The sequence below is a fragment of the Bradyrhizobium sp. SZCCHNS1022 genome, from assembly GCF_032484835.1.
Taxonomy (GTDB): domain Bacteria; phylum Pseudomonadota; class Alphaproteobacteria; order Rhizobiales; family Xanthobacteraceae; genus Bradyrhizobium.
Map to the genome: position 1 here is coordinate 161,889 of NZ_JAUETT010000008.1, position 25,583 is coordinate 187,471.

24 protein-coding genes are annotated in these 25,583 nt (G+C 65.1%); 3 read left to right on the forward strand and 21 right to left on the reverse strand.

Going from position 1 to position 25,583, the window contains the following annotated elements; translation table 11 throughout:
- Window positions 1-6: 6 nt before the first annotated feature.
- Window positions 7-558, forward strand: a complete 552-nt coding sequence (gene rsmD, locus QX071_RS33045) for a 16S rRNA (guanine(966)-N(2))-methyltransferase RsmD (protein ID WP_315706656.1) — start codon at window positions 7-9, stop codon at window positions 556-558.
- Window positions 559-562: 4 nt separating this feature from the next.
- Here the strand turns inward: rsmD and mutL are convergent, their stop codons facing one another.
- A complete protein-coding gene (gene mutL / locus QX071_RS33050; RefSeq protein WP_315706657.1) occupies window positions 563-2,383 on the reverse strand; it encodes a DNA mismatch repair endonuclease MutL in 1,821 nt (606 codons plus the stop codon).
- A gap of 222 nt (window positions 2,384-2,605) precedes the next feature.
- Here mutL and QX071_RS33055 point away from each other — a divergent pair, with 222 nt between their 5' ends.
- On the forward strand, window positions 2,606-2,923 hold the full coding sequence (locus QX071_RS33055; RefSeq protein ID WP_315706658.1) for a ribbon-helix-helix domain-containing protein: 318 nt from the start codon (window positions 2,606-2,608) through the stop codon (window positions 2,921-2,923).
- 163 nt (window positions 2,924-3,086) lie between these two features.
- Here the strand turns inward: QX071_RS33055 and QX071_RS33060 are convergent, their stop codons facing one another.
- From QX071_RS33060 to QX071_RS33110, 11 genes are all read right to left on the reverse strand, one after another.
- Window positions 3,087-4,655: a GMC family oxidoreductase gene (locus QX071_RS33060; RefSeq protein WP_315706659.1), complete on the reverse strand. Its 1,569-nt coding sequence runs from the start codon at window positions 4,653-4,655 to the stop codon at window positions 3,087-3,089.
- A 33-nt stretch (window positions 4,656-4,688) separates the two neighbouring features.
- Window positions 4,689-5,237 (reverse strand): gluconate 2-dehydrogenase subunit 3 family protein, encoded by a 549-nt coding sequence (locus QX071_RS33065; RefSeq protein ID WP_315706660.1) that lies wholly within the window; start codon window positions 5,235-5,237, stop codon window positions 4,689-4,691.
- A 38-nt stretch (window positions 5,238-5,275) separates the two neighbouring features.
- Window positions 5,276-5,671, reverse strand: coding sequence for a VOC family protein (locus QX071_RS33070; protein WP_315706661.1), 396 nt, complete (start codon window positions 5,669-5,671; stop codon window positions 5,276-5,278).
- A gap of 1 nt (window position 5,672) precedes the next feature.
- Window positions 5,673-5,993 carry a c-type cytochrome gene (locus QX071_RS33075; RefSeq protein WP_315706700.1) on the reverse strand — a complete coding sequence of 107 codons (321 nt, stop codon included), beginning with the start codon at window positions 5,991-5,993 and terminating at the stop codon, window positions 5,673-5,675.
- 470 nt (window positions 5,994-6,463) lie between these two features.
- The gene (gene arfB, locus QX071_RS33080; protein ID WP_315706662.1) at window positions 6,464-6,883 is read right to left on the reverse strand and encodes an alternative ribosome rescue aminoacyl-tRNA hydrolase ArfB; all 420 of its coding nucleotides are present in this window, start codon (window positions 6,881-6,883) and stop codon (window positions 6,464-6,466) included.
- Between the two features lie 1,094 nt (window positions 6,884-7,977).
- Complete coding sequence (locus QX071_RS33085) at window positions 7,978-9,354, reverse strand: pitrilysin family protein (protein ID WP_315706663.1); 1,377 nt, start codon at window positions 9,352-9,354, stop codon at window positions 7,978-7,980.
- Window positions 9,351-10,730 (reverse strand): pitrilysin family protein, encoded by a 1,380-nt coding sequence (locus QX071_RS33090; RefSeq protein ID WP_315706664.1) that lies wholly within the window; start codon window positions 10,728-10,730, stop codon window positions 9,351-9,353. Before QX071_RS33090 ends, QX071_RS33085 begins: the two co-directional genes overlap by 4 nt.
- A 411-nt stretch (window positions 10,731-11,141) precedes the next feature.
- Entirely contained in the window at window positions 11,142-11,849 is a 708-nt protein-coding gene (locus QX071_RS33095) for a hypothetical protein (RefSeq protein WP_409977587.1), read from the reverse strand.
- A gap of 126 nt (window positions 11,850-11,975) precedes the next feature.
- On the reverse strand, window positions 11,976-12,473 hold the full coding sequence (gene lspA / locus QX071_RS33100; protein ID WP_315706665.1) for a signal peptidase II: 498 nt from the start codon (window positions 12,471-12,473) through the stop codon (window positions 11,976-11,978).
- Between the two features lie 177 nt (window positions 12,474-12,650).
- Window positions 12,651-15,686, reverse strand: coding sequence for an isoleucine--tRNA ligase (gene ileS / locus QX071_RS33105; RefSeq protein WP_315706666.1), 3,036 nt, complete (start codon window positions 15,684-15,686; stop codon window positions 12,651-12,653).
- 193 nt (window positions 15,687-15,879) lie between these two features.
- Window positions 15,880-16,860, reverse strand: a complete 981-nt coding sequence (locus QX071_RS33110) for a bifunctional riboflavin kinase/FAD synthetase (RefSeq protein ID WP_315706667.1) — start codon at window positions 16,858-16,860, stop codon at window positions 15,880-15,882.
- A 261-nt stretch (window positions 16,861-17,121) separates the two neighbouring features.
- Here QX071_RS33110 and QX071_RS33115 point away from each other — a divergent pair, with 261 nt between their 5' ends.
- Window positions 17,122-17,517: a response regulator gene (locus QX071_RS33115; protein WP_315706668.1), complete on the forward strand. Its 396-nt coding sequence runs from the start codon at window positions 17,122-17,124 to the stop codon at window positions 17,515-17,517.
- 71 nt (window positions 17,518-17,588) lie between these two features.
- Here the strand turns inward: QX071_RS33115 and QX071_RS33120 are convergent, their stop codons facing one another.
- The 9 genes from QX071_RS33120 to QX071_RS33160 form a co-directional block, all read right to left on the reverse strand.
- Window positions 17,589-18,443 carry a TIGR01459 family HAD-type hydrolase gene (locus QX071_RS33120; RefSeq protein ID WP_315706669.1) on the reverse strand — a complete coding sequence of 285 codons (855 nt, stop codon included), beginning with the start codon at window positions 18,441-18,443 and terminating at the stop codon, window positions 17,589-17,591.
- Between the two features lie 15 nt (window positions 18,444-18,458).
- On the reverse strand, window positions 18,459-20,072 hold the full coding sequence (locus QX071_RS33125; protein ID WP_315706670.1) for an EAL domain-containing protein: 1,614 nt from the start codon (window positions 20,070-20,072) through the stop codon (window positions 18,459-18,461).
- Window positions 20,073-20,253: 181 nt separating this feature from the next.
- Entirely contained in the window at window positions 20,254-20,802 is a 549-nt protein-coding gene (locus QX071_RS33130; RefSeq protein WP_315706671.1) for a phage holin family protein, read from the reverse strand.
- A 202-nt stretch (window positions 20,803-21,004) separates the two neighbouring features.
- A complete protein-coding gene (locus QX071_RS33135) occupies window positions 21,005-22,348 on the reverse strand; it encodes an aspartate aminotransferase family protein (protein ID WP_315706672.1) in 1,344 nt (447 codons plus the stop codon).
- Between the two features lie 300 nt (window positions 22,349-22,648).
- On the reverse strand, window positions 22,649-23,611 hold the full coding sequence (gene prmB, locus QX071_RS33140) for a 50S ribosomal protein L3 N(5)-glutamine methyltransferase (RefSeq protein ID WP_315706673.1): 963 nt from the start codon (window positions 23,609-23,611) through the stop codon (window positions 22,649-22,651).
- Window positions 23,608-24,072, reverse strand: a complete 465-nt coding sequence (locus QX071_RS33145) for a molybdenum cofactor biosynthesis protein MoaE (protein ID WP_315706674.1) — start codon at window positions 24,070-24,072, stop codon at window positions 23,608-23,610. Before QX071_RS33145 ends, prmB begins: the two co-directional genes overlap by 4 nt.
- 32 nt (window positions 24,073-24,104) lie before the next feature.
- On the reverse strand, window positions 24,105-24,356 hold the full coding sequence (gene moaD / locus QX071_RS33150; RefSeq protein WP_315706675.1) for a molybdopterin converting factor subunit 1: 252 nt from the start codon (window positions 24,354-24,356) through the stop codon (window positions 24,105-24,107).
- A complete protein-coding gene (pgsA, locus tag QX071_RS33155) occupies window positions 24,353-24,970 on the reverse strand; it encodes a CDP-diacylglycerol--glycerol-3-phosphate 3-phosphatidyltransferase (protein WP_315706676.1) in 618 nt (205 codons plus the stop codon). Before pgsA ends, moaD begins: the two co-directional genes overlap by 4 nt.
- 192 nt (window positions 24,971-25,162) lie before the next feature.
- The gene (locus QX071_RS33160) at window positions 25,163-25,498 is read right to left on the reverse strand and encodes a GIY-YIG nuclease family protein (protein ID WP_315706677.1); all 336 of its coding nucleotides are present in this window, start codon (window positions 25,496-25,498) and stop codon (window positions 25,163-25,165) included.
- Window positions 25,499-25,583 lie beyond the last annotated feature (85 nt).

The window sequence follows — 25,583 nt, forward strand, 5'->3', positions numbered from 1 at the left end:
GTTCTGATGCGCGTCGTCGGGGGACGGCTGAAGGGCCGCAACATCGCCTCGCCTGCCTCGCGAGAGATCCGTCCGACGCAGGATCGCTTGCGCGAGTCCGTCTTCAACATCCTGATCCACGCCTACGACAACCCGATCGAAGGCGCGCGGGTGCTCGACCTCTTCGCCGGTACCGGTGCGCTCGGTATCGAGGCGGTCTCGCGCGGGGCTGCGTTTGCGCTGTTCGTCGACAATGGCGCGGAAGCGCGGGCGCTGCTCCGCAACAATGTCGAGGCGCTCGCGCTCGGCGGTGTCACCAAGGTCTATCGCCGCGATGCGACCAATCTCGGCCCTGCGCATCCGATCGAGCCGTTCTCGCTCATCTTTCTGGATCCGCCCTATGGCAAGGGCCTCGCTGAGAAGGCGCTCGCTTCCTTGCGCGAGGGCGGCTGGCTCGTGCCATCGGCGCTGGTCGTGGTCGAAGAGGCCAAGGCTGCCGCGTTCAAAGCGCCTGATGGCTTCGAGGAGCTCGAGCGCCGCGCCTATGACGATACCGAGTTCATATTCCTGCGCGCGTGATCCGCTATCTCCGCCCGAACAGCTTCTCGATATCCGATAATTTCAGTTCGACATAAGTCGGCCGGCCGTGATTGCATTGGCCGGAGTTCGGCGTGTCCTCCATCTCGCGAAGCAGCGCGTTCATCTCTTCCGGTTTGAGTCGGCGGCCCGCGCGCACCGAGCCGTGACAGGCCATGGTGGCGGCGACATGCATCAGGCGCCGCTCCAGCGGCAGCGCCTCGCCCCATTCCTCCATGTGCTCGGCGAGATCGCGCAAAAGCGCGGCTGCATCGACCTTGCCGAGCAGCGATGGGGTCTCGCGCATCGCGATGGCGCCGGGACCGAAGGATTCGATGACCAAGCCAAACGACGCCAGCTCCTCGACCCGCGCGAGCAGCTGCTCGACGGTGGCTTCATCCAGCTCGACGATATCAGGGATCAAAAGGATCTGCCGCTGCACGCCATGCGCGGCGAGCGAGGCCTTCAGCCGCTCATAGACGATGCGCTCATGCGCGGCGTGCTGATCGACGATGACGAGCCCGTCGCGGGTCTGCGACACGATATAGGTGTCGTGGATCTGCGTGCGCGCCGCGCCCAGCGGACGGTCGAGCAGATCGAGCGGGGCGGGCTGCTCATGCAGCCGCACATCGGCGGTGGGGGCGCCGACATCGAAGGCGCGCTGCCCCGCTTCGGCGAAGGCGTTGGCTGCGGCGCCGGCCAGCGCGGCCATCGGGCCCGCCGGAAACGATGGCGAACTGCGCCAGTCCCAATTGCCCGGACGCGGCGGCGGCGTGAAGGCGGGACGGAATGCGGTGATGGTGGCGCCGCCCTCATTGGCCGCGGTGCGCCGGCCCTCGCGCGCCAGCCCCTCTTTCAGCGCATGCACGATCAGCGCGCGCACCAGGCCGGCATTGCGGAAGCGCACCTCCGTCTTGGCGGGGTGCACATTGGCATCGACCTCGCGGGAATCCAGCGTGACGAACAGCGCCACCACCGGGTGCCGGTCGCGCGGTAGGTAATCGGCATAGGCGGCGCGCACGGCGCCCAGGATCAGCTTGTCGCGCACCGGACGGCCATTGACGAAGAGATACTGGCCAAGCGCGTTGGCGCGGGTCAGCGCCGGTGCCGCGGCAAAGCCCTCGACCACCACTCCGTCTCGTTCGCTCCGCACCTCGATCGCATGGCTGCGGAAATCCGCGCCGAGGATGTCGCCAAGCCGCGTGAGCTGCCCCGGCGCTCCCGGCAGCGCCGCGGCCCAGGTCACGGGCGCACGCTCCTCGCCGGCAAGCGTAAAGGCGATATCGGGTTGCGCCATCGCCAGCCTGCGCACCACCTCGCGGATCGCTTCCGCTTCGGTGCGGTCCGTTTTCAGGAACTTCAGCCGCGCCGGGGTCGCATGGAAGAGATCGCTGACCTCGACCCTGGTCCCCTGGTTCAACGCGGCCGGCATCACCTTCGACTTCACGCCACCGTCGACCGAGAGCGCCCAGGCATGCGGCTCGCTCTTGTGGCGCGTGGTGATCGAGAGCCGCGCCACCGAGCCGATCGAGGGCAGCGCCTCGCCGCGGAAGCCCAGTGTCCTGATCTGCAGCAGGTCCTCGTCGTCGAGCTTGGAGGTGGCGTGGCGCTCGACCGCAAGCGCAAGATCGGCTGCGGTCATGCCGGCGCCGTCATCGGTGATGGCGATGCGCCGGCGGCCGCCGCCATCGGTGAAGATGTCGACCCGGCTCGCGCCGGCATCGATCGCGTTCTCGACCAGCTCCTTGACCACGCTCGCGGGCCGTTCGACCACCTCGCCGGCGGCGATGCGGTTGACGACCTGTTCGGGTAACTGGCGGACGGGCATGGGCGATGCTGCACTGCGATTCGAAAAGAGCCGCCCATTGTAGCCGCGCTCGAGGTCGATGGATGCAGCGAAATCGCGCCTGTCCCCATGGCGTCGCGCCAGAATTATGGCGCCGAGCCATCGAATCCCGCCCCCGGGAGGACAGCCCGGCCTCAGGTGGATTGTGAGGCGACAGGCGCGGGTATATCGTTTCGAAAAACAGCGATCTGCCGGGAGGGAACCATGTGCCATCTGTTCGCCCACCAGCCGCAACGCGACTATGAATCGCAGACGCGGTCTTTGCGCATCGGCGGCCACTGCACCTCGATCCGGCTCGAACTGTCGTTCTGGGACACGCTGGAGGAGATCGCGGCGAAGGAAGGCATGAGCCTCGCCAAGTTCCTCACCACGCTGTACAGCGAAGTGCTCGACCATCATGGCGAGGTCAGGAACTTCGCCTCGCTGCTGCGCTGCTCCTGCCTGATCTATCGCGCCAGGACCACCGCCGCGATGCCGGCATTCCCCGACAGCGCGGCCGCGATCCTGGATGCGGCGGAATGAATCGCAACCATCCGTCGAGACGCCCGCCTGCGGCGGGCTCCTCAGGATGAGGATGTTTTTGCGGCGCGATCCTTGATCCTCATGGTGAGCGGCGAAGCCGCGCGTCTCCGGACGATGCTACGCATCGCCTTGATAACCATGAGGCCCCTTCAAAGTCACGCGTTCAGATCTCCTTCTTCTGCATCATGCCGGCGATGGTGTCGGCCTGGCGGATCGCCAGCGCCACGATCGTCAGCGTCGGGTTGCAGGCCGCGCCCGATGTGAACTGGCTGCCGTCGGAGACGAACAGGTTCTTGATGTCGTGGGTCTGGCCGAACTTGTTGACGACGCCGTCCTTCGGCTTCTCGCTCATCCGGTTGGTGCCGAGATTGTGCGTCGAGGGATAGGGCGTGGTCGGATAGGTCACGGTCGCCCCGACCGCCTCATACACCGCCGCGCCCTGCTTGTAGGCATGCGCCCGCATCGCAAGGTCGTTCGGATGATCGTCGAAATGCACGGAGGCGACCGGCATGCCGAACTTGTCCTTGGCGCTCGCGTCGAGCGTGATGCGGTTGGTTTCCTGCGCCATGTCCTCGCCGACCAGCCACATGCCGGCCATGCGCGGATAAGTCTCCATCGCCGCGGTGAAGCTGCGGCCCCAGGCGCCGGGATTGAGGAACGCGGCCATGAAGGGCAGGCCCAGCGACAGCGTCTCCATCTCGTAACCGCCGACGAAGCCGCGCTTGGGGTCGTGCCGCGCCTCGTCGCGGATGATGCCGGCCATGGTGGTGCCGCGATACATGTGCACCGGATTTTCGAAGCTCGCATAGACGCTGCCGGTCATGTGCCGCATGTAGTTGCGCCCGACCTGGCCCGATGAGTTGGCGAGGCCGTCCGGGAACATGCTGGAGGCGCTGTTGAGCAGAAGCCGCGGGCTCTCGATCGAATTGCCGGCGACGGCGACCACGCGCGCCTTCTGCAGCTGCATCTGGCCCTGGCCATCGGCATAGACCACACCGGTGACCTTGCCCGAGGCATCATGCTCGATCTTGATGGCCATGCTGTTGGGGCGCACTTCGAGATTGCCGGTGGCTTCGCCCTTCGGGATCTCGGTGTAGAGCGTCGACCATTTGGCGCCGGACTTGCAGCCCTGGAAGCAGAAGCCGATCTGCTGGCAGCTGCCGCGGCCGTCGCGCGGCTCGGAATTGATCGCCATGTTGCCGGTGTGCACGGTCTTGTAGCCGAGCCGCTTGGCGCCGGCCTCCAGCACCTTGAAATTGTTGTTGCCGGGCAGCCCCGGAATGCCGTTGGTGCGGGTCACGCCCATCTTGAACTCGGCCTTGGCGTACCATGGCTCCATCTCGGCCAAGGTGATCGGCCAATCCAGCAGGTTGGCACCGGGCACTGCGCCATAGGTGGTCCTGACCTTGAACTCATGCTCGTCGAAGCGCAGCGACGCGCCGGCCCAGTGCACGGTCGAGCCGCCGACGGCCTTGACGATCCAGGCCGGCAAATTGGGGAAGTCCTGATGGACGCGCCAGGTGCCGGAGGTCGTGCGCATGTCCTTCCAGGCGAGCTGGGTGAAGCTGTCCCACTCGTCATTGATGAAGTCGGGGATCTCGTAGCGGTCTCCCGCCTCGAGGATGACGACCTTGATGCCCTTCTGCGCGAGCTCGTTGCCCAGCGTGCCGCCGCCGGCGCCGGAGCCGATGATGACGACCACGCTTGAATCGTTCTGATCGAATTTGGCCATTGTGGTTTCCTCCGCGTTCTTGGTTTTTCGGGCTCAGGCTTTCGGCAGCCAGTCGATGTCGGAGAAGCCGCGGTTGATGTAGCCGCCGTGCTCGGCGGAGGAGCCCTCGTAGCCGAATTTCGGCCAGACCTCTTTTTGATTGTAGAGCGAGACGACGAGATCGCTGCGGATCGCCTTGAAGAAGGCCGTGTGCTCGATGCCCTGCAGGAGCGCCACGCGATCGGCTTCCCATGGTACGTCCGCGTAAGCGACGTTGTGGCGGTCGCGCGCATCCTGGTCGAGGCGCGCGACACCGTCATTGATCATGCTCTTGACCGCGGCGTCTGCCGTCGCCTTGCCGTCCCATGGCTTCACCGCGACGATGTAGTAGCGGTCGGCGAGGATATCGTGCGGATAGATGTCGCGCGCCACCTTCACTAGCGTCTTCAAGGTCGCCAGCGTCAGCGTCTTGGCGTCCTCGGCCCAGGCGTCGGTGACCCCGAGGCCGGTGGTGGTGGCAACGGCAACGGCGGGGACCGTCGATGCCGCACCTTTGAGAAAGATGCGGCGGTCGAACTTGCTGCGCGGATCGACTTCTCTCATGGTTTCCTCCGTGGGATTTTGATTGGGTCTTGCCGTTCTCAGCCGAAGCGCCCGCCGCGCTGGATCACCTCGATCTTGTAGCCGTCGGGATCGGTGACGAAGAAGAAGCGGGCGAGCGTTGCTCCATTGTGCTTGAAGTCGCGCAGGGGCCCCGGCGACAGCTGCTCGCGTTCGAAGCGGGCGTGCTCGGCCTCGAGGTCGTCGACCACGACGGCGAGGTGGCCATAGCCGTCGCCGAGCACATAGGGCTCCTTGCGGTCGTAGTTCACGGTCAACTCGACCTCGAACGGCGATGACGGATGGCGCAGATAGATTAGCGCGAAATCGTCGAACCGCAGGTGATCGGCGATCTCGAGGCCAAAGGCGCGCTTGTAGAAATCGAGCGACTTCGCCTCGTCGAAGACACGGATCATCGAATGAACGGGTTTGGCCATGTTACTTCAGCTCCTTCAGATAGGTGATGATCGCGGTGCGGACCTCCGGCTTGGCCTGGCGATAGGCCATCACGGCGCCGGCGATCACCTCTTGCGGGTTGGTCAGCCAGCTATCGAGCTTCGCCGCGTCCCAGGTGAAATCGGCTTTGGCGAAGCCCGCCGAGTAGTGGAAGCCCGCGAAGCTGCCGGCGCGGCGCCCGATCACGCTCACCAGCGGCGGGCCCTGGCGGATCGGCTCGGAGAGCGTCGTGGTATGACAGGTGCCACATTGCTGTTTGAACAGCGTCGCGCCGTCGACCGGCTTGGGCGCGGGCAGTGGCATTTGCGCCGTCGCGATGCCGGCAAGCAGTACCGCGCCGCAACATCCAAGGCTCAGTCCAAGGCTCAATCCAAGGCTCAGTCCAATTCCAATGCGCCGCACTGCACGCCGTCCCGACATCGAGCCTCCCCATCGTTTTGGAGGAGACTAGGTCGTAGCGAATTGGCGTTGGTAGTAGCGGGCTATTTCAGGAAAGAACAAAACGAGTGATGCACTCCTTGCAATGCGCAAGGCTTCAGAATGTCCGCCTTAATAGAATGAAATGTGGTCGATCTCGTGCGGCGCGCTCGGTTCACCTCTCCCGTTGGGAGAGGTCGGATTGCATCGTCAGATGCAATCCGGGTGAGGGGTTACGGTCCTTCGTGAGCGTGGAGCCCCCGCACCGGATCACTCATTACATTCGCCATCGACCTCTTCCCGCCGGGAGAGGTGAACCGAGCGTGCCGCGAGGTCGCATCGGTCATCGACTTCACTTAATCATCAAACCTCCGCGCGCCGCGGCCGGCCTTGATGTCGCCGCGGTGCTTCTTGCCTTCGAGCCGGCGCTGCTTGGAGCCGAGCGTCGGCCTGGTCGGACGGCGCACCTTCGGTCGCACCATCGCTTCGCGCAGGAGCGTGACCAGCCGCTCGATCGCGTCGGCCTTGTTGCGCTCCTGGGTGCGGAAGCGATCGGCCTGGATGACGATGACGCCGTTCTTGGTCATGCGCTGCCCGGCCAGGCGTTGCAGCCGCGCCGCGGCATCTTCCGGCAGAGGCAGACGAGCCGCATCGAAGCGCAGCTGCGCCGCGGTCGAGAGCTTGTTCACGTTCTGCCCGCCGGGACCGGAGGCGCGAACGAAAGTGATCTCGATGTCGTTCTCGTCGATGGCAAGGTCGCGGGCGATCCGCAGCATGAAGGCACCAGGCGCTAAGGATTCGGCGTGCACCATAGCGGGTTTATGGCGGGTTTGCGCGGGTCTGGATGGCTGGAGCGAGGCTGGCCCGGGTAAGAAACTAAAACTCCGCTGTCGTCCCGGCGTTCAGCCGGGACCGATACTCCCAGGGAGCAGTTCGGGGCACGCTCGTCGTTGGACCTCCCGCATCACATCCGCCGCGGCGTATGGGTCCCGGGTCGGCGCCACGACCGCGCTGGCGCGCGTCGCGGCTTGCCCGGGACGACAGCGGAGGCGAGGTTGGATTTACGTCTCAAACAGCCATGGCAGGTAACGGACGTGTCAGCGCGGTCTCGCGGCGCATCGCGCCCGAGGTCTGCAATCAGTTCGTCCCTCTTGAAAATCGAGAGGGCGCGGGGAATGCCGGGTGAAGGCCTCACCCATGGCCCGCCTGCAGAAAAAAAGCAGGCGGCAGTCACCACAGGTGCAGCCGATCAACCGGCATTCCCCGCGCGACGGTCTTAACGCTTATACGCAGTCTCCCTGGTGCGCCGGGCTTGTTGGCCACCATGCTGCGACAACGCGCGAGGCGCGTTGCGCAGGTGATACCAGCGTCGGGGTATCAGGACCCTGCGACTTCACGTCCGCGCCATGCCGTTCGTCTGCGTAGCAAGCTACGTTGCGTCATGGCAGCGGCCATCGCATCCCCGCCTCACGTGTCGTGACGATCGCGCGCAACGCCCCTCTCGCCGAGGCGGGATGGCGCTAGACAACCATTATTTCTGAAAATACGAAAGTGATTTATTTCTCACGGCAAGGCTGGACAGGCCAAATCAGCTTGAAGTGGCACGCGAAATTCGCCTCAGCGCGCATGTCATTTCCGCCTGTTCCAGAGGCTGGAAGCTGTCGGTCTTTCTTTGTGGCCCTCCTTCGAGACGTCCGCCGATGGCGGGCTCCTCGGGATGAGGACAGGCTCTGCGGCGCAATGTGCGATCCTCACGGCGAGGAGCGCCGGTAGCGGCGCATCTCGAACCGTGCGGCTGCCGGCCATAAAGCAAAGCCCTGCCGATGAGGGCAGGGCTAAGCTCAATTTGCTGCATCTTTGGTTGGTCGGCTCAATCCGGCTTGATCGCCGGTGCGGTGGCGGCGGCGGGCTGGGCCACGGCCTGCGGCGTGCGGCCGACCATCACGGTCAGCAGGCCCTGGCTCCACAGCCGCTTGGCGACGGCCTTGGCGTCCTCCAGCGTTACCGCGTTGACGACCTCGCTGCGCTTCTCGATGTAGTCGATCGGCATCTTGTCGAGCTGGTATTGCAACAGCGCCTGGGCCAGCTTCGAGGAGGTATCGAGCGCGAGCATCTGCGAGCCGTTGATGTAGGATTTGGCCTCGTCGAGCTCCTTCTGCGTCGGGCCCTCCTCGGCGATACGGCGGATTTCGCGGTCCACGGCGTCGATGGTCTCGCCGGCGCGGTCTGCGCGCGTGCCGGTGTTGCCGATGAACAGCGCCGAATGGTCCATCCAGATCAGCGCGTCATAGACCGAATAGGCAAGCCCGCGCTTCTCGCGCACTTCGCGGTAGAGCCGCGACGACAGCCCGCCGCCACCGAGGATGTGGTTCACGACATAGGCCGCCATGAACTGCGGATCGTGCCGGGCGATGCCGGGGCCACCGAAGGTGATCACGGTCTGCGGCACGTCGAGCGCGACCTGCACGCGTTGCGGCGGCTGGGTGGCGGCAACGTCGGGCACCGGAGTCAGGCTGGCCTTGGCCGGCAGCGAGCCGAAGGTCTGATCGAGCAGCTTGCCGAGCGTCGCCGGATCGACATCGCCGACCACGGCGACCTTCAGCGTGTCCTTGGCGACGACATGGCGGACATAGTCCTTGAGGTCGTCGATGGTGATGGTCGGGACGCTTTCCAGCGTGCCGTTGGCCGGCCGGCCATAGGGATGGCCGGGATAGGCGAGCTCGAGGAATTTGCGGCCCGCCATCGCGGACGGATTGGTGCTCTCGCGCCGCAGGTTCGAAATCACCTGCGAACGGATCCGCTCGACATCCTCGCTGTCGAAATGCGCCGAGGTCAGCGCCATCCGGAGCAGATCGAACGCCTCGTCCTTGTTGTCGCGCAGCATGCGCAGCGAGCCGCGAAGCTGATCGCGCGAGGTCGAGAAGCTCAATTCGATGGCGCGGCGATCAAGCCGCTCATGGTAGGTCTTGGAATCGAGGTCGCCGGAGCCCTCGTCGAGCAGGCTGGCGACGAGATTGCTGACGCCGGGCTTGCCCGCCGGATCCTGCGAAGCGCCGCCGGCGAAGGCATATTCCATCGCGATCAGCGGCACGGTGGAGTCCTGCACGAACCAGGCCTCGATCCCGCCGGGCGAGATCAGATGCTGGATCTTGGCGGCGGCCTGCGCAGAGGTCGATGCCGCAAGCGCGGCCGTTGCGACGACGAGCACGCAGGCGAAGCGGCGGGCGAAAGTGCTGATATGGCTCACGAACGCTTCTCCTCGCGCTTGGCCGAATTGTCCTTGACCAGATAACCGGTGACGGAGCGTGTCTTCTGCAGCCACTTCTGGGCCGCCGCGCGCACCTGCTCGGCGGTGACGGCCTTGATCCGATCCGGCCAGCTTCTGATGTCTTCGATGCTGAGGCCCGTAGTGAGGCCGCCGCCATACCACCGCGCCATGGTCGCCTGGTTGTCCTGGGCGTAGATCGCTTCTGCGACCAGCTGGGTCTTGACGCGCTCGAGATCCTCGGCGCGTGCCGGGTTCTGCGCGAGTTCGGCGATCACGCCATCGACCACCGCCTCGACCTGCGCGAAGTCGACGCCGGACCTTGGCGAGACCGCAATCGAGAACTGGGTCGGATCGAGCGAGGTGCCCTGATAGGACGCGCTCGCATTGACCGCGAGCGGCTTGTCGACCACCAGCGCGCGGTAGAGATAGGAGTTGCTGCCGCTGCCCATCAGCTGCGCCAGCACGTCCAGCGCGGCGGACTCGCCCGGGGCCGCGGTCGCGGCCGACGGCACCAGGTAGAAGCGGCGCATCGAGGGCTGCTCGACATGCGGATCGGCGAGCGTGACGGTGCGCGGGGCCACCGGCTCGGGTTCCTGCGGGCGAATGCGTCGCGGTGGGATATCGGGCTGGGCCGGGACCTTGGCGAAGGTCTGCTCGACCATCGGACGGACTTCGTTGATATCGGTGTCGCCCGCGATCACCAGGATCGCGTTGTTGGGCGCATAGAAGCGCCGGTAGAAGGCCAGCGCATCCTCGCGGCCGAGCTTCTCGATTTCGGGCTTCCAGCCGATCACCGGCCGGCCGTAAGGATGGTTCAGATACAGCGCAGCCATGATCTGCTCGTTGAGCCGCGCCTCCGGATTGTTGGCAACCCGCATGTTGTATTCTTCGAGCACGACGTCGCGCTCAGGCAGCACGTTCTCGTCCTTCAGCACGAGCCCGGTCATGCGATCGGCCTCGAACTCCATCATCTTGGCGAGCTGATCGCGCGGCACCCGCTGGAAGTAGCCGGTGTAGTCGACGGAGGTGAAGGCGTTCTCATTGCCGCCGATCTTCAGCACGGTCTGCGAGAACTCGCCGGCCGGATGCTTGGCCGTGCCCTTGAACATCAGGTGTTCGAGAAAATGCGCGAGGCCCGATTTGCCGGGCGTCTCGTCGGCGGAGCCGACCTTGTACCAGATCATCTCCGTGACCACCTGGGTACGGTGATCCTGGATCACCACCACCTGCAGGCCATTCGGAAGCGTGAAGCTGGCGGGAGGCTCCGATGCGAACGTCGTTTGTGCCTTGGCGCCGGTGGAGATCGCCGCGAGCGACATGAGGGCGGCGGCGAAGACGAAGCGGAAAGCGGACATCCTGATCCTTTTGAAAACCCGAAGACAAGCGATCGGGTGGGGCAACGGCATCCTACACCGAGCCGAAAACGCCCGGCGTCACAAAGCGGCGACGAAAATCGCAGCGCCGGCGTATTCCGAATCCGAATTAACATTCCCGACGACCACGTCAGCGAATGAGGATTCGAAGGGCAGTTCAAAAACCCTAGATCATGATGCGATTAGAAGGAATCGCATCATGATCTCATCTCTTTGATTGAGCATGATCTTTTCGGAAAACCGGCTTCCACTTTTCCGGATCATGCTCAAAGTTCCAGCGTGGCTTGGTTCAGCAACCCTCCGCGCCGTGAGCGCAGCCGGGGCGCATTCCGAACCACCACACGCGTTAAGCATGATGCGCACAATCCCGGAAAAATGCGGGCAGCGCGCGCCTCACTTCTCTTTGCCGGACATGATGTCCATCTGCTTGTTGTTCAAAGGCTCCATCGGACCGGTGCCGTAGGCATAGTTCGGCGACGGCGTCTGATAGCCCGGCGGTGGCTGGGTGAGGGTTTCCCGGGTCGGTTCGGTGCTGAAGGGCTTGCTCTCGCTGTCGTTGCCCTTGAACATGCCGAACAGGCCGCCTTTGAAGCCCAGCTGGGCCGGACTCAGCATCGGGTTGCCGGTGACGCCCGGCTGGACCGGATCGTTGCTCTTCTTCTCCGCCACCGCGGTCCCGGCCCTCAACTCGGCCGGCGTCAGCGGACGGGCGGATGCCGCCGGATCCTTGTTGTCCTTCTTGCGGGCGGCGGCGGCCGCCTTGCGGCGCTGCACGTCCGGATCCTTCGGCCAGTTCGGTGCGTTGGCTTCGGCAGAAGCGGCCGGCGGCGGCAGGTCGATCTTGGGCGGCACGACCAGCGGGGAGCGCTCCCGATAGTCGATGGAGGGCGTCTCCATGTTGGTCGCGCCCATGCCGCGCATGAGGTTGTCGATGATCTTCTCTTCGAAGGTCTTGTCGTCCTCTTCGTCGTCCTGGGCGCGGGCGGCGCCGGAGACGAGCAGCAGGCCGATGCCGAAGGCTGCGGCGGAGAGCTTCAGGACGCTCGTCATCGCGCGATGAGTGCTCCTTGCGCGGGTCTCGGTGCTATCGGTCTTGCGCATGGCTTTCCCTCGTTTCGGCTCGTGTCCCCGAACGGTGCAAATATCCGCCGATCGCGAAAAAGTGAGGAGGCTCAATCCCTTGCTGCCCCTCAGCGATCACTCGCCAAAGCGTCGTATCGACCCGGATCAGGGCGCTTTTGCGGCGGGGACTCCGATGAAGGAATCATACAATAGGGCGGCCACGCCAGCAACAATGGCCACATCCGCGAGATTGAACACGTACCAATTATAGACGTGGCCGGCGATCTCGACGTGGAACAGGGCGAAGTCGACCACCGCGCCATAGGCGAGGCGGTCGATGGCATTGCCGACCGCGCCGCCGATGATCATGCCGAGCGCGGTCGTCGCGAGCCTGGTCTGGGAGCGGACCATCCAGATCGCGAGCGCGACCACCGCGACGGCCTTCACCGCCATCAAGGCGAACTGGGCCAGGGGGCTGTCGTTCTGCAGCCAGCCGAAGCTGATGCCGATGTTCCAGGCGAGGTCCAAGTCGAAGAACGGCGTGACCCTGACCCGGCCCCGATTGGCAATATCGAAGACATAGAGCAGCCAGAGCTTGGAGGCCTGGTCGATGACCAAGGTGGCGAGGGCGGCGATCAGGCCGAGACGGAGCGGAGATTTCATGCCGGGGTGCTCGCGGCAATCAAGGACGTCGTCCGGGCGAACGCCGGGACCCATACCGCGTGATGGTTTTTGGCGGAAAGACTTCCGATCATCTGTCTTTTCTGACAAGCGAGGACGGTGGTTATGGATCCCGGCGTTCGCCGGGATAACGGCGGAGTTCGAGGTGGCTGGGCCGGGTTAAACACTCACCCCCAGCGCCTTCCATTCGCGCAGCGCCTGCGCATCGCGCGGCGAGACGTCGGGATAGTCGGGATCCTCGCCGACGGTCGGCAGCACTTTCCAGGAGCGCGCGCATTTGCGTCCCTGGGCCTTCTCGACCACCACGGCCACATCAGGCACGGACTCGAGACGAAACGCGCCAGCCGGCGCTTCGCCCTCGCGTACCTCGTAGTTCGAGGTGATGCAGATCTCGGCCAGATCAGCATCGAACAGCGTGGCGAGCAGGGCGCGGTCGCCGACATAGATGATCGGCGAGGCTTCGAGCGAGGAGCCGATGGTCTTGGCGGCGCGTTCGAGTTCGAGCGCACCGGTGACCACACGCCTGACGGCGCGGATGGTTTCCCACTTCGCCGCGAGCGTCTCGTCGCGATAGTCGCCAAGCCCGTCCGGGAACAGCGTCAGGTGCACCGATGGCTCAGCCTCCGGCCGTGCCATGCGCCAGGCTTCCTCGCAGGTGAAGGAGAGCACCGGGGCCAGCCATTTCAGGATCGCGTCGCAGATCATGTCGATCGCGGTCAGCGCGGCCTTGCGCACCACCGAGGACGGCGGATCGCAGTAGAGCGTGTCCTTGCGGATGTCGAAATAGAACGCCGACAGCTCCGAGTTCATGAAGGCCGCGAGCGAGGCGATCACCGTCTTGTAGTCGAACGCGGCATAGGCGCGGCTGACGATCTCGGCCTGCTGCGACAGCTGATGCAGCATCAGCCGTTCCAGCTCGGGCATCTCGGCATAGGCGACCGCCTCGCTGCGCTTGAAATGGTGCAAGGTGCCGAGCATCCAGCGGATGGTGTTGCGCAGCTTGCGATAGGTCTCGACCGTGTTCTTGAGGATCTCCGGTCCGATGCGCTGGTCGTCGGCATAGTCGGTGGCGCAGACCCAGAGCCTAAGGATATCGGCGCCGGAATCCTTGATCACCTTCTGCGGCTCGATCGTGTTGCCGAGCGACTTCGACATCTTGCGGCCGTTCTCGTCGAGCGTGAAGCCGTGGGTCAGCACGATGTCGTAGGGCGCGCGGCCGCGGGTGCCGCAGCTCTCCAGCAGCGAGGAGTGGAACCAGCCGCGATGCTGGTCGCTGCCTTCCAGATACATCACCGTGTCCTGGCCGCCATCGACCTTGCGCCTGATGCCGGCCAGACCCGGGAAGTGCACGGGATCGTCGAGCACGAAGGCATGGGTCGAGCCGGAGTCGAACCAGACGTCGCAGATGTCGTCGACCTTCTTCCAGTCTTCGTTGGCGCGCTTCCCTAAGAAGCGCTCGCGCGCGCCGTCGGCGTACCAGGCGTCGGCGCCTTCCTGCTCGAAGGCCTCCGTGATGCGCGCGTTGACGGCCTCGTCCTGCAGGATTTCCGCCGAGCCGTCGCCGGCCTCGCGCACGAACACCGCGATCGGCACGCCCCAGGCGCGCTGGCGCGAGATCACCCAGTCGGGACGGTTGGCGATCATGCCGTTGATGCGGTTCTGGCCGGCCGCCGGCACCCATTGCGTCACCGAGATCGCACGGAGCGCGCGGGCGCGGAGGGTGTCGCCGGATGTCGCCTTGCCGTGGTCCGCGATGTCCATAGCCCCGGGTTTACCCGGGGCGTCCACAATAGGTTTATCCATCGCGATGAACCATTGCGGCGTGTTGCGGAAGATCACCGGCTTCTTGGAGCGCCAGGAATGCGGATATTGATGCTTCAGCCGGCCGCGGGCGAGCAGCATGCCGGCCTCGACCAGCGCCTTGATCACGGCCTCGTTGGCGTCGCCCTTCTCGCCCTTGTCGGTGAGCACGCGGCTGCCGGTGAAGCCCGGCGCGTGATCGGTCAGCGCGCCGTTTTCGTCGACGGTGTAAGGGATCGTGGTTGCGATGCCGCGGCTGTCCAGCTCGCGCGCATGGGCCATCCAGACGTCGAAGTCCTCGCGGCCATGGCCGGGGGCGGTGTGCACGAAGCCGGTGCCGGTGTCGTCGGTGACGTGCTCGCCGGGCAGCAGCGGCACGGTGAAATTGTAGCCGCCGGCAAAACCCTTGAGCGGGTGCGCGCATTCCACCGCATCCAGCGTGTCGGCGGGGATGTCACGCAGCTTCTCGTAAGCCGTGACGCGGGCCTGCTTGAAGACGCCTTCGGCCAGCGCATCCGCCAGGATCAAGAGATCGCCGGTCTTGGCCCAATTGTCAGCGGGGGCGTCGGCGACCTTGTAGAGGCCATAGGCGATCTTCGGCGAGAACGAGATGGCGCGGTTGCCGGGCAGGGTCCAGGGCGTCGTGGTCCAGATCACGACCGAGGCAGCGGCGAGCGCGCCATGCGCCGGCGAGGTGACCGGAAACTTCACCCACACCGTATCCGAGGTGTGGTCCTCGTACTCGACCTCGGCTTCGGCGAGCGCGGTCTTCTCGACTACGCTCCACATCACCGGCTTGGAGCCGCGATAGAGCGTGCCGTTGGCGGCGAACTTCATCAGCTCGCGCGCGATCTGCGCTTCGGCCGGATAGCTCATCGTGGTGTAGGGATGATCCCAATCGCCGATCACGCCCAAGCGCTTGAATTCCTCGCGCTGCACGTTGAGCCAGTGGTTGGCATAGGCGCGGCACTCCTTGCGGAACGCCACCATGGCGGCGGAGTCGCGGAAGTCCGGCTTGGTCTTGCCCTTCTTGCGGTAGTTCTCCTCCTCGATCTTCCATTCGATCGGCAGGCCGTGGCAGTCCCAGCCGGGAACGTAGTTGGAATCGTGCCCGAGCATCTGCTGGCTCTTGGTCACGACGTCCTTGAGGATCTTGTTCAGCGCGTGCCCGATATGGATGTTGCCGTTGGCATAGGGCGGGCCGTCATGCAGCACGAACTTCGTGCGGTTCTCGCCGCTCGCGCGCAGCTTGCCGTAGAGGTCGATCTCGTTCCAGTAGTTGAGGATCTCCGGCTCGCGCTGCGGCAGGCCGGCGCGCATCGGGAAATCCGTCTGCGGCAGGAACAGGGTTTTGGAATAGTCGTTGGCGTCGGACTTTTGCGGCTTCTCGGACATCGTGATCTGGCTGGCTGAAAACAGGGCGCTGAGGCGCGATTGGATCGCGGCGGCGAAACAGAGAAATCCCGGTCTTGCGCCGAGCTTGAAAAGCTCAGGCGGAAGCCGGGCCGCTAATGCCGATGATGCGCCGCGTCAACATGGAGCTTCCATAGCAGCCGCGGGCCGGTTTCGCAAAGCCTTGGGGGCCGATTTAGCCGATCTCGCCGAGCTTCGGGAAGGCGGCCGGGTCGGCGGCGAGCTGGGCGCGCGCCTTGGCGCTGTCTTCGTCCATCTGCCGGATCAGGGCTTCGATCGAGGTGAATTTGGCCTCTTCCCGGATATAGCCGATGAAAGCGACATCGAGCGTCTCGCCATAGAGGCTGTCCTTGAAGTCGAACAGGAAGACCTCGAGCAGCGGCGCGCCATTGTCGAAGGTCGGGCGGCGGCCGAAATTGGCGACCCCGTCGATCAGGACCCGGCTGGCGCCCCGGCCGCGGCCGACGCGGACGGCGTAGATGCCATGCTTGAGCCCGCAGTCGCGGTCGAGCCGGATGTTGGCGGTCGGATAGCCGAGGTCGCGGCCGCGCTTGTCGCCGTGGATCACCTCGCCGGTGACGAACCAGGGGCCGCCGAGCATGGTGGTGGCCTCGTCGATGAGGCCCTCTGCCAGCGCCTCCCGGATCGCGGTGGAGGAGACCGGACGCTCGTCGATGTCGACATGCGGCTGGACATCGACCTCCATACCGAGCCGCGGCGCCTCGTTGACCAAAAGGCTCGGGGAGCCGACCCGGCCCTTGCCGAAATGGAAGTCGTAGCCGACCGCGATCCCGGACGCGCCGAGCCGTCCGATCAGATCATGGTGAATGAAATCTTGCGCCGTCGTTTGCGCCCGGCTCTTGTCGAAGGTCATGACCACGGCGCCCGTGAGCCCGATCCCGGCCAGGAGGCGCAGCTTGGCGCTCTCGTCGGTCAGGCGGAATTGGGGGGTATTGGGGCTGAAGAAGCGGCGCGGATGCGGTTCGAAGGTCAGCGCCAGAGCGGGGCGGCCATGCGCCTTGGCCATTTCCAGCGCGGCGTTGATGACGGCGCGGTGACCGAGATGAACGCCGTCGAAATTGCCCATCGCCACCACCGCCCCCCTGGGGATTGCCGATGACGGGGTGGTGTCGCGGATCACGGTGAAGCCAGGCATGTCGCGGGACGACCTTAAGAATTCTGCGGTTGGCCGGGAAGGGCCGATCGTTGGCGGGACCGTGGGCGGCGGGGGCCTCGAAGTCAAGCCGCTGGCTCCGGCTCAGGCAGTGGTTCGAAGTTGCGAACCGGCCGCAGTTAACGGGCTGTTTAACGCCTGATGCTAGTCGTGGAAGTGGATGCGGAGGGCCGTTGCCGGCCTCGTCCGCGGTTGAGTTCAAGTATTGAGTCTGCGCGTTTGTTCGCGTGTGGGGGAGTCAAGATGGCGGTGGATTTGACGATGCCGGTGCTCGTCGTCGACGATTACAGCACCATGATCCGTATCATCCGGAATCTTCTGAAACAGATTGGATTTGAGAATATCGACGATGCCAGCGACGGCTCGATGGCGCTGAACAAGATGCGCGCCAAGAAGTACGGCCTGGTGATCTCGGATTGGAACATGGAGCCGATGACGGGCTACGATCTGCTGCGCGAGGTGCGCGCCGATCCCAATCTCGCCACCACGCCCTTCATCATGATCACCGCGGAATCCAAGACCGAGAACGTGATCGCGGCGAAAAAGGCAGGCGTGAACAATTACATCGTCAAGCCGTTCAACGCGGCCACGCTGAAGACCAAGATCGAGGCGGTGTTCCCGGATCTCGCGACCGCCTGAGCGTGCGCTCGGGCATTACGACTCACCAAGAGACAAGAGAAAACGCCCGGCACGCGCCGGGCGTTTTCGTTTCACCACTTCAATTCGCGCATCAAGGCGCGCGGCGGATGGCCGAACAGCTCCCTGACCGAGGCCGGGTCGAGCTGGTCGACGCCGGCGAATTCCTCCGAGTGGATGCCGCGGGTGATGAACAGGCAGTCGATGCCGAAGCCGTGCGCGCCGGCGAGGTCGGTCCGCACGGAATCCCCGATCGCCAGCACCTGGCCAGGCGCGATGCTGTGGCCGGCATGCTCGGTGGCCAGCGTCATGGCGCGGTCATAGATCGGGCGGTGTGGCTTGCCGTAGAAGATCACCTCGCCGCCGAGATCGCGATACAGCTCGGCGATGGCGCCGGCGCAGTAGATCAGCCGGTCGCCGCGCTCCACCACGATATCCGGGTTGGCGCAGATCAGGGGCAGCTTTCGTTCGCGCGCACGCAGCATCATCGGCCGGTAATCCTCGGCCGTCTCGGTCTCGTCGTCGAGCAGCCCGGTGCAGATGATGTAGTCGGCCTCTTCCAGTGTCGACAGCACCGGCGTGAGGCCGCGATGGATCGAGTTGTCGCGCTCCGGGCCGAGCCAGAACAGCTTGCGTCCGGGATGCTCGGCGACATAGAGCCGGGTCAGGTCGCCGGAGGAGACGATCGCGTTGTAGGTCTCGTCGGCGACGCCGAGCTTGCGCAGCTGCCGCTGCACCGAATCCGCCGGCCGCGGCGCGTTGGTAATCAGGATGACGGTACCGCCGTCCCGGCGAAAGCGATGCAGCGCATCGCAGGCCTCGGGGAAGGATTCGAGCCCGTTATGGACCACGCCCCAGATGTCGCTGAGCACGACCGTTTTGCCGTCGAGAAGGTCGCGCAACCGCTCGACGAAGCGGAGTTCGGTCATGCCTCGTAAAACCGCTTAAACCGACCCTGCGATCCGACGGGCCAGCGCAGCGTTGCCGACCGCGCGTGGCGGCGGATTGGCGCTTGCGGCATCGGATACTGTGTTGCCGGGGACATTGGGGTCCTGAATCTTGATGTCCTGCCCGGTTCCCGGGCCGGGTGCGGCTTCGCCGGTAGCAGATGCGCCTTCGGGCCGCAATGGGCGGGGCGGCGCAAACAGGAAGCCCTGGCCGAAGCGGACATCGTAATCGAGCAGGTCCACCACCGAACGCTCCCCCTCGATCCGCTCCGCGATGAGGTCGATGCCGAAGCGGCCGAGCAGGTCGGACAGGTCCGAGGGATGGATGTCGGAGGCCGAGCTCTGCTTCGGATCGAGCAGCAGCGCCGCCGGCACCTTGATGTAGCGCACGCCGCGATCGGCGAGCTCGCGCGGCTCGAAGCGCAGGTCGGTGACATGATCGATCGAAAAGCGGTAGCCGCGCTGCGCAAGGGCGGCGAGGTGCTCGGTCTCGGTCGGCCCGAGACTGCGCAAGGTCGACTGCTTGAACTCCAGCACGAAGGACGGCGCCAGCGCCCGGTTGGCTTCGAGGAAGTCGAGGCACTGGGCAAAGATCGAGGGATTGCGCAACGTCGCGGAGGAGATGTTGCAGAAGATGCCAACCTCCTTGTTGCGGACCATCAGCCGGCGCAGCACCTGCACGCAGCGCAGGACCACCATGTGGTCGATCCGCCCGACCAGGCCGGCGGCCTCGGCAACGCCGATGAAATCCTCTGCGGCGAACACCTGGTCGCGCTCGTCGCGCAGCCGCGTCACCGCCTCGTAGAAGCGCACCTTGCGCTGGGGCAGGCTGACCAGCGGCTGCAGGTAGATGTCGAGCCGGTTCTGGTCGATCGCGCCCCTGACGGCAGCGAGAATCTGCGCCTGGCTGCGCGGGGCAGGGGCGGCGGCACCGGCCGCGGGAGCTGGCTGCGGGGCTGGAGCCGCCGCCGTCGCTGCGGCACTGCCGGCTGCAGCTTGCGGCAAAGTCTTCGCCGCGGGCGCCTTGGCCGGCACTTGCTTGAATTCGTCGGCAGAAGGCTGGGCGGGGACTTGGGTCCGGAGCTCGGGATGGAGCTGGGCGTGGACTTGGGTTTGGATCTGGAGCATGTCTGCCTCTGGCTTCGCGGCCGGAGCGTCATCGAGCGGTCCTTGCAGCGAAGGAGCCTGCGCGGGCGCCTCCGCCGCCGCAGCCAAGACATCCTCGTGTTGCGCGACCGTGGTCGCGAGCTGCTTGACGAGCCCGCCGAGCTCGTTGATCTCGCCGATGACTCCCTGCAGCCGATCATTGCCGGCGGAATTGGATGAAGCGACCCGGCCTTCGATGGCCGAGAGCCTGCGGCCGAATTCGGCCACCTGGCGGGCGAGGTCCGCGGTGCCGCGCGACAGGTCGGCGATCTGGTTGCCGACATCGCTGCGGTCACGCAGCCGCATCGACACTGCGTTGTAGAGGATCAGGAAAGTGAGCGCTGTCAGCGCCACGATCGCCGATTCGGGACCGCTGATGCCGGCCACCGAATAAAGGATGAGGCCGAGCGACGCTGCGACCAGAACCATGCAGATGGCGACGAAGATCGTGGAAATACGGATCATGCTGTGAGACGCTCCCAACCGAGAACGACTCTTAGCACTGTTGCTGATTCGCGAGGATAGCGGCGCGGATTCAAAAGCTCGCGTGCGCAGTCGATTTCTGCGTTGCGTTGCTTTTGGGCGCATTCGACGAGGAACCGTCATCCGCCACGCGAGCGTTGCGGGACGACTCCGGAAACACGAGTCAGCGCTGGCGGCGGCGCAGCGCGGCCAAGCCAAGCAGCAGACCCGCAACGGCGATGCCGACCGGGATGTTGACAGTATTGTTGCGGACGGAACGGGCCGCCCCATCCCTGTCGGCCGCTGACGGCGCAAGCGGAATGGTGTCGGGGTCGACATCGTCGGCAGCGGGATCGCGGACAGGCGCTGCGATCGCGACCCGGAGCCGGCTGGCGAGCGATGGATACTCCGGCGCCGGCCGCTTCATCCGGATGGCGCCGATCACGGCGCAGACGATGGCAATTAAGAGCAAGACACCGCCGACCGTACCGAACGCCGCGTAGGTGCCGGCGACAGTCCGGACCCAGTAGAACAACGTGCCGAGCCCGACCAGGAAAGCCAGCAGCACGAACAGGCCGGCGGCGGCGAACATCGCCCCGGCCATGGCGTAGGATTTTGCGGTCCCGGTGGCCTGGCGCGCGCGGTCGCGCAAATAAGCGTTGGTCGCGCGCTTGACGCGGGTGAGCCGCTGCTCGAGGCCCAGTCGCAACAAATCTCCCGGCGGCGCGAGCATGCGCGTCTCCTTTTCGGAAAAAAGCCAATCCTCGAGCAAAGCCGGTCGCCCCGCCGTGCTCGCCGGGATGAACGTGGAGCGATTTGGATGGTTCCGTTGCCGGGGCCGGATCATTCCGTCCGCGTCACCCCAACGAAAAATCCCCTCCATCGCGCGCGATGGAGGGGATCGAGACGTGAGGGAGCCGCTGAAGAGGAGACTCTTAAGCGACGGCCTTGATCACCTTGCCGACCTTCTCGACGATTTCGCCGATCTGGTCCTCGTTGATGATCAAAGGCGGGGTCAGCGCCAGGGTGTCGCCGGCGATGCGCAGCATCAGGTCATTGTTGTGGAACGCGGACTCCATGGCGGCGTAGCCGCGCTTGCCGGCGGCGTCGGGCAGCGATGCGAGATCGATGCCGGCCGTGAGTCCGACGGTGCGGATGTCGACCACGTTGGGCAGGCCCTTCAGCGACATCACGGCGTCGGCGAATTTCTGTTCGAGACCGCGGGCATGCTCGAACAGCTTCTCGTCGCGATAAATGTCGAGCGTCGCGAGACCGGCCGCGCAGGCGATCGGGTGGGCCGAATAGGTGTAGCCATGGGTGAATTCCACCATGTGCTCTGGGCCGGTCATGAAGGCATCGTGGATGGTGTCGCGCACCACCACGCCGCCCATCGGCGCCGCACCATTGGTGACGCCCTTGGCGAAGGTGAGCAGGTCCGGCGTCACCCCATAGCGCTCGGAGGCGAAGGCATAGCCCAGACGGCCGAAGCCGGTGATGACCTCGTCGAAGATCAGCAGGATGCCGTGCTTCTGGGTGATCTCGCGCAGCCGCTTCAGATAGCCCTTCGGCGCCGGGATCACGCCGGTCGAGCCCGCCATCGGCTCGACGATCACGGCGGCGATCGTGTTGGCGCCGTGCAGGTTGACGAGGTTCTCCAACTCGTCCGCGAAGTGCGCGCCATACTCCGGCTCGCCCTTGGTGAAGGCCTGCTTCTCGCGGTCATAGGTCGCGGGGATGTGGTCGACGCCGGTGAGCAGCGTGCCGAACAGCTTGCGGTTATTGACGATGCCGCCGACCGAGGTGCCGCCGAAGCCGACGCCATGATAGCCGCGGACGCGGCCGATCAGTCGGGTGCGGCTGCCCTGGCCGTTGATCTGGTGATAGGCGAGCGCGATCTTCAGCGCGGTATCGGCGGCTTCCGAACCGGAGTTGCAGAAGAAGACATGGTCGAGGCCGGCCGGCGCGAGGTCGGCGATGCGGCTCGCAAGCTCGAAGGCCTGCGGAATGCCGAACTGGAACGGCGGCGCATAGTCCAACGCCTCGGCCTGCTTGGCAATCGCGGTCGCGATCTGGGTGCGGCCATGGCCGGCATTGGTGCACCACATGCCGGAGGCGGCGTCGATGATCTTGCGGCCGTCGACGGTAATGTAGTGCATGTCCTTGGCGCCCGCGAGCAGGCGTGGATTCTTCTTGAAGGCCCGATTGGCAGTGAACGGCATCCAATGCGCGGCAAGATCGTTCGGGACGGTGACAGGGGAATGTGGGCTCTTGTCCAGCATGGGGACCTCTTCGGACGTTCAAGGCGAATGTTCAGATCGGCAGCATGGTCAGGAAAAGTGGAAGACCCGTTTTCCGGAACGATGGTGCTCAAGGTCGGATGCGCGGCAAAGACCGCGGCTCCCGGCTGCGCGCAAGCTATCAGCTTCGCAAGCGGACGGAAATGTCAAAGGACCGGCGTTCTCTGCTGAGCTGATGAGCGGTTTCTGCACGGCGTCCGCGTGAAAATCCTGCGGATCGGAGTGCTTGCATCTTTTCCCGGCAAATCCCGATCAGGGAGCCCGCAGCAGAGGCGGACGCTCTCAGCTCAAATCCGACGCGGTGATCCAGAACACCTCGCCTTCGGAATCCTCGGTGTCCAGCCACAGCAGCGGCAGGTCGGGATAGGCGGCCTCGATCTGCGGACGGTCGCGGCCGACCTCGCATAAGAGGCCGCCTTCCGCCGTCAGGTGGTCGCGGGCGTGCTCGAGGATGCGGCGGATGATGTCGATGCCGTCAGCACCGCCGTCGAAGGCGAGCTTGGGTTCGGCGCGGCATTCATCGGGCAGGGCTGCCATGCCCTCGGCATCGACGTAAGGCGGGTTGCTGATGATCAGGTCGTAGCGGCGGCCCTTGATCGGCGCGAACAGGTCGCCGCGATGCAGCGAGATGCGGTCCTGAAGGCCGTAATCGGCGACGTTGCGTTCCGCCACGGCGAGCGCATCCTTGGAGATGTCGACCGCATCGATCGTGGCGTCCGGGAAATGGCGGCTGGCGAGGATCGCAAGGCACCCGGATCCCGTGCAGAGATCGAGCACGCTCTCCACCGCGAACGGATCGTCGATCAGCGATGTGCCCTCGCTCTCGCTGCCGCCGAAATGCGACTCCAAAAGTTCGCCGATGAAAGACCGCGGCACGATGACGCGCTCGTCGACATAGAACGGCAAGCCCAGCATGTAGACCTTGTTGACGAGATAGGCGGCGGGCTTGCGCGTCGTCACCCGCGCTTCGACCAGGTCGAGGATCGTCTTGCCTTCGGTTGCGGTGACGCGCGCGGTAGCGAAGCTCTCGAACTGCTCGGGGCGCAGGTGCAGCGCCTCGCCGACCAGGAACGCGGCCTCCGCGATCGGGTCCGTGGTGCCATGCGCGAATGTAAGCTCGGCCGCCTGGAAACAGCTCACGGCGCAGCGGACGTAATCGAGCAGCGTCTGCAATTCGCCCGCGCCGACCTTCGGCAGGTTGGACACCTTGGGCGGGGACGCCTTCTTGACCGGTTTCGTCATCATGCCTTCCAGCGCGCGGCGGCTGCATCGTCGTGGCTCTTGGCCTCGACCCAGCTCGTACCGTCCTCGGTTTCTTCGCGCTTCCAGAACGGCGCGTTGGTCTTCAGATAATCCATCAGGAATTCGGCGGCTTCGAATGCCGCCTGGCGATGGCTCGACGCCGTCACCACCAGCACGATGTTCTCGCCCGGCGTGATGCGGCCGTAGCGATGGATCACGGTCAGCCCCGCGAGCGGCCAGCGCGCCATCGCCTGTTCGGCATGCCGCATGATCTCGGCTTCGGCCATGCCGGGATAATGTTCCAGGGTCAGCGCCGCCAGCGGCGCGTTGTGGTCGCTGCCGCGGCAGATGCCGGAGAAGGTCACGACCGCGCCGACATCGGTGCGCCCGCGGCTGAGCGCGGCGATCTCGCGCGCCGTGTCGAAGTCTTCCTGCTGCACGCGGACGGTGACGATGGCAGTCATGGGCGTCCTGTTGTTCGACGCGCGATGCGGTTTCAGCCGCCGGTCATCGGCGGGAAGAACGCGATCTCGCGCGCGCCCGAGATCGCCGTGTCCGGCTGCACATGGGCCTGGTCGATCGCAGCGCGAATGACCTTCGGCTTCTCGAATGCGTAGGCGTAACCCTCGCCACGGTCGCTCAACCAGGCGATCAACTCGGAGACCGTGTGCACGTGTTCCGGCGGCTCGATCGTCTCCTCGGCCTTGCCGATTCGCTCGCGCACCCAGGCGAAATATTTCACCTTCATCGGGCGTCTTCCTCGATGAGATGGTGGATGCCGGCACGGAAATAATCATAGCCGGTGTAGATCGTGAAGATCGCCGAGGTCCACAGCAGCACGAGTCCGATCTGGGTCACCACCGGCACCACCATGTCGCCGGCCTCGCCCGCCAGCAGGAAACCGATCGCAACCAGCTGCATCGTGGTCTTCCATTTCGCGACCTTGGTGACGGGAACGCTGACGCGCAGCGCCGCCAGATATTCGCGCAGGCCCGAGACCAGGATCTCGCGGCAGAGGATCACGATCGCAGCCCACAAGGTCCAGCCATGGATGATGCCGTCGGCCGCCAACATCAGAAGGCAGGAGGCAACGAGGAGCTTGTCGGCGATCGGGTCGAGCATGCGGCCGAACGCCGATTGCTGGTTCCAGATCCGCGCATAATAGCCGTCGAGATAGTCGGTGACGCCGGCCGCGATGAACACCGCGACGGCGACCCAGCGCAGCCACAGCGGATAATCCAGGATCGATTGCGCGTAGATGCAGCCGACCACGACCGGTATGGCGGCGATCCGCGCATAGGTCAGGATGTTCGGCAGGGACGTCGAGATCTTGCTGGTCCCACGGGCGGTGGCGATGTTCATCCGATGTACCAATACTGCTGTCGCGCGGACGTCAACCGTAGAGCAGGAGTGCCCTCTGGAAGATGACGGAGATATTACGCTAATCGCATTGAAGCCGTTCGCGGGAGATATGAGCTGGCGCGCAGGCCGGCAACGCGATTTCAAAACGCCATTAAGCAGACTGATCGGCAGGGCGCCAGCCCGGCGGGGCGGTCAGATCGCTTCTGCGCCGTGGACCTTGCGCCAGTGGGCCTGGCGCTCCGCGAAAACCCGGTCGCGAACATAGGCGACCGCCTCGTCGTCGAGCCGTTCCAACACCTCCAGCGCAAAGGCCTGGGGTCCATGGGCCGACCAGGCGGCCTGTAGACCGGCGTGCGGATGGCCGCCCTGGCGCAACGTAAACCAGAGCCGATTCTGGATCTTGTCCAAGTCCGCGGCGCGGCCGATCCAGCGCTGGCCCGTGACCCGGCAGACGACGGCATAGATGCCGCCGGCGGTCTTGCGCTCCTTGTAGGCGGCAAGGGCCGCCTTGCGTTGGGCCGGGGTCATCGCGTGTTCCGTAATTATTACCCGGATAATAATTGCCTTACTTTTTTATCCGGGTCAATATCTACTTGGAGCGCATCGGGATCAT

Bases quoted from the DNA above. Each gene is read 5' to 3' on its own strand.
- lspA (WP_315706665.1), bottom strand. From the start codon at position 12,473: ATGAAATCTCCGCTCCGTCTCGGCCTGATCGCCGCCCTCGCCACCTTG.
- ileS (WP_315706666.1), bottom strand. From the start codon at position 15,686: ATGTCCGAGAAGCCGCAAAAGTCCGACGCCAACGACTATTCCAAAACC.
- QX071_RS33115 (WP_315706668.1), top strand. From the start codon at position 17,122: ATGGCGGTGGATTTGACGATGCCGGTGCTCGTCGTCGACGATTACAGC.
- QX071_RS33160 (WP_315706677.1), bottom strand. From the start codon at position 25,498: ATGACCCCGGCCCAACGCAAGGCGGCCCTTGCCGCCTACAAGGAGCGC.
- QX071_RS33095 (WP_409977587.1), bottom strand. From the start codon at position 11,849: ATGCGCAAGACCGATAGCACCGAGACCCGCGCAAGGAGCACTCATCGC.
- prmB (WP_315706673.1), bottom strand. From the start codon at position 23,611: ATGATGACGAAACCGGTCAAGAAGGCGTCCCCGCCCAAGGTGTCCAAC.
- QX071_RS33075 (WP_315706700.1), bottom strand. From the start codon at position 5,993: ATGCCACTGCCCGCGCCCAAGCCGGTCGACGGCGCGACGCTGTTCAAA.
- QX071_RS33055 (WP_315706658.1), top strand. From the start codon at position 2,606: ATGTGCCATCTGTTCGCCCACCAGCCGCAACGCGACTATGAATCGCAG.
- QX071_RS33065 (WP_315706660.1), bottom strand. From the start codon at position 5,237: ATGAGAGAAGTCGATCCGCGCAGCAAGTTCGACCGCCGCATCTTTCTC.
- rsmD (WP_315706656.1), top strand. From the start codon at position 7: ATGCGCGTCGTCGGGGGACGGCTGAAGGGCCGCAACATCGCCTCGCCT.
- moaD (WP_315706675.1), bottom strand. From the start codon at position 24,356: ATGAAGGTGAAATATTTCGCCTGGGTGCGCGAGCGAATCGGCAAGGCC.
- QX071_RS33135 (WP_315706672.1), bottom strand. From the start codon at position 22,348: ATGCTGGACAAGAGCCCACATTCCCCTGTCACCGTCCCGAACGATCTT.
- QX071_RS33120 (WP_315706669.1), bottom strand. From the start codon at position 18,443: ATGACCGAACTCCGCTTCGTCGAGCGGTTGCGCGACCTTCTCGACGGC.
- QX071_RS33090 (WP_315706664.1), bottom strand. From the start codon at position 10,730: ATGTCCGCTTTCCGCTTCGTCTTCGCCGCCGCCCTCATGTCGCTCGCG.
- mutL (WP_315706657.1), bottom strand. From the start codon at position 2,383: ATGCCCGTCCGCCAGTTACCCGAACAGGTCGTCAACCGCATCGCCGCC.
- QX071_RS33060 (WP_315706659.1), bottom strand. From the start codon at position 4,655: ATGGCCAAATTCGATCAGAACGATTCAAGCGTGGTCGTCATCATCGGC.
- pgsA (WP_315706676.1), bottom strand. From the start codon at position 24,970: ATGAACATCGCCACCGCCCGTGGGACCAGCAAGATCTCGACGTCCCTG.
- QX071_RS33125 (WP_315706670.1), bottom strand. From the start codon at position 20,072: ATGATCCGTATTTCCACGATCTTCGTCGCCATCTGCATGGTTCTGGTC.
- arfB (WP_315706662.1), bottom strand. From the start codon at position 6,883: ATGCTGCGGATCGCCCGCGACCTTGCCATCGACGAGAACGACATCGAG.
- QX071_RS33110 (WP_315706667.1), bottom strand. From the start codon at position 16,860: ATGCCTGGCTTCACCGTGATCCGCGACACCACCCCGTCATCGGCAATC.
- QX071_RS33145 (WP_315706674.1), bottom strand. From the start codon at position 24,072: ATGACTGCCATCGTCACCGTCCGCGTGCAGCAGGAAGACTTCGACACG.
- QX071_RS33130 (WP_315706671.1), bottom strand. From the start codon at position 20,802: ATGCTCGCGCCGCCGGGAGATTTGTTGCGACTGGGCCTCGAGCAGCGG.
- QX071_RS33070 (WP_315706661.1), bottom strand. From the start codon at position 5,671: ATGGCCAAACCCGTTCATTCGATGATCCGTGTCTTCGACGAGGCGAAG.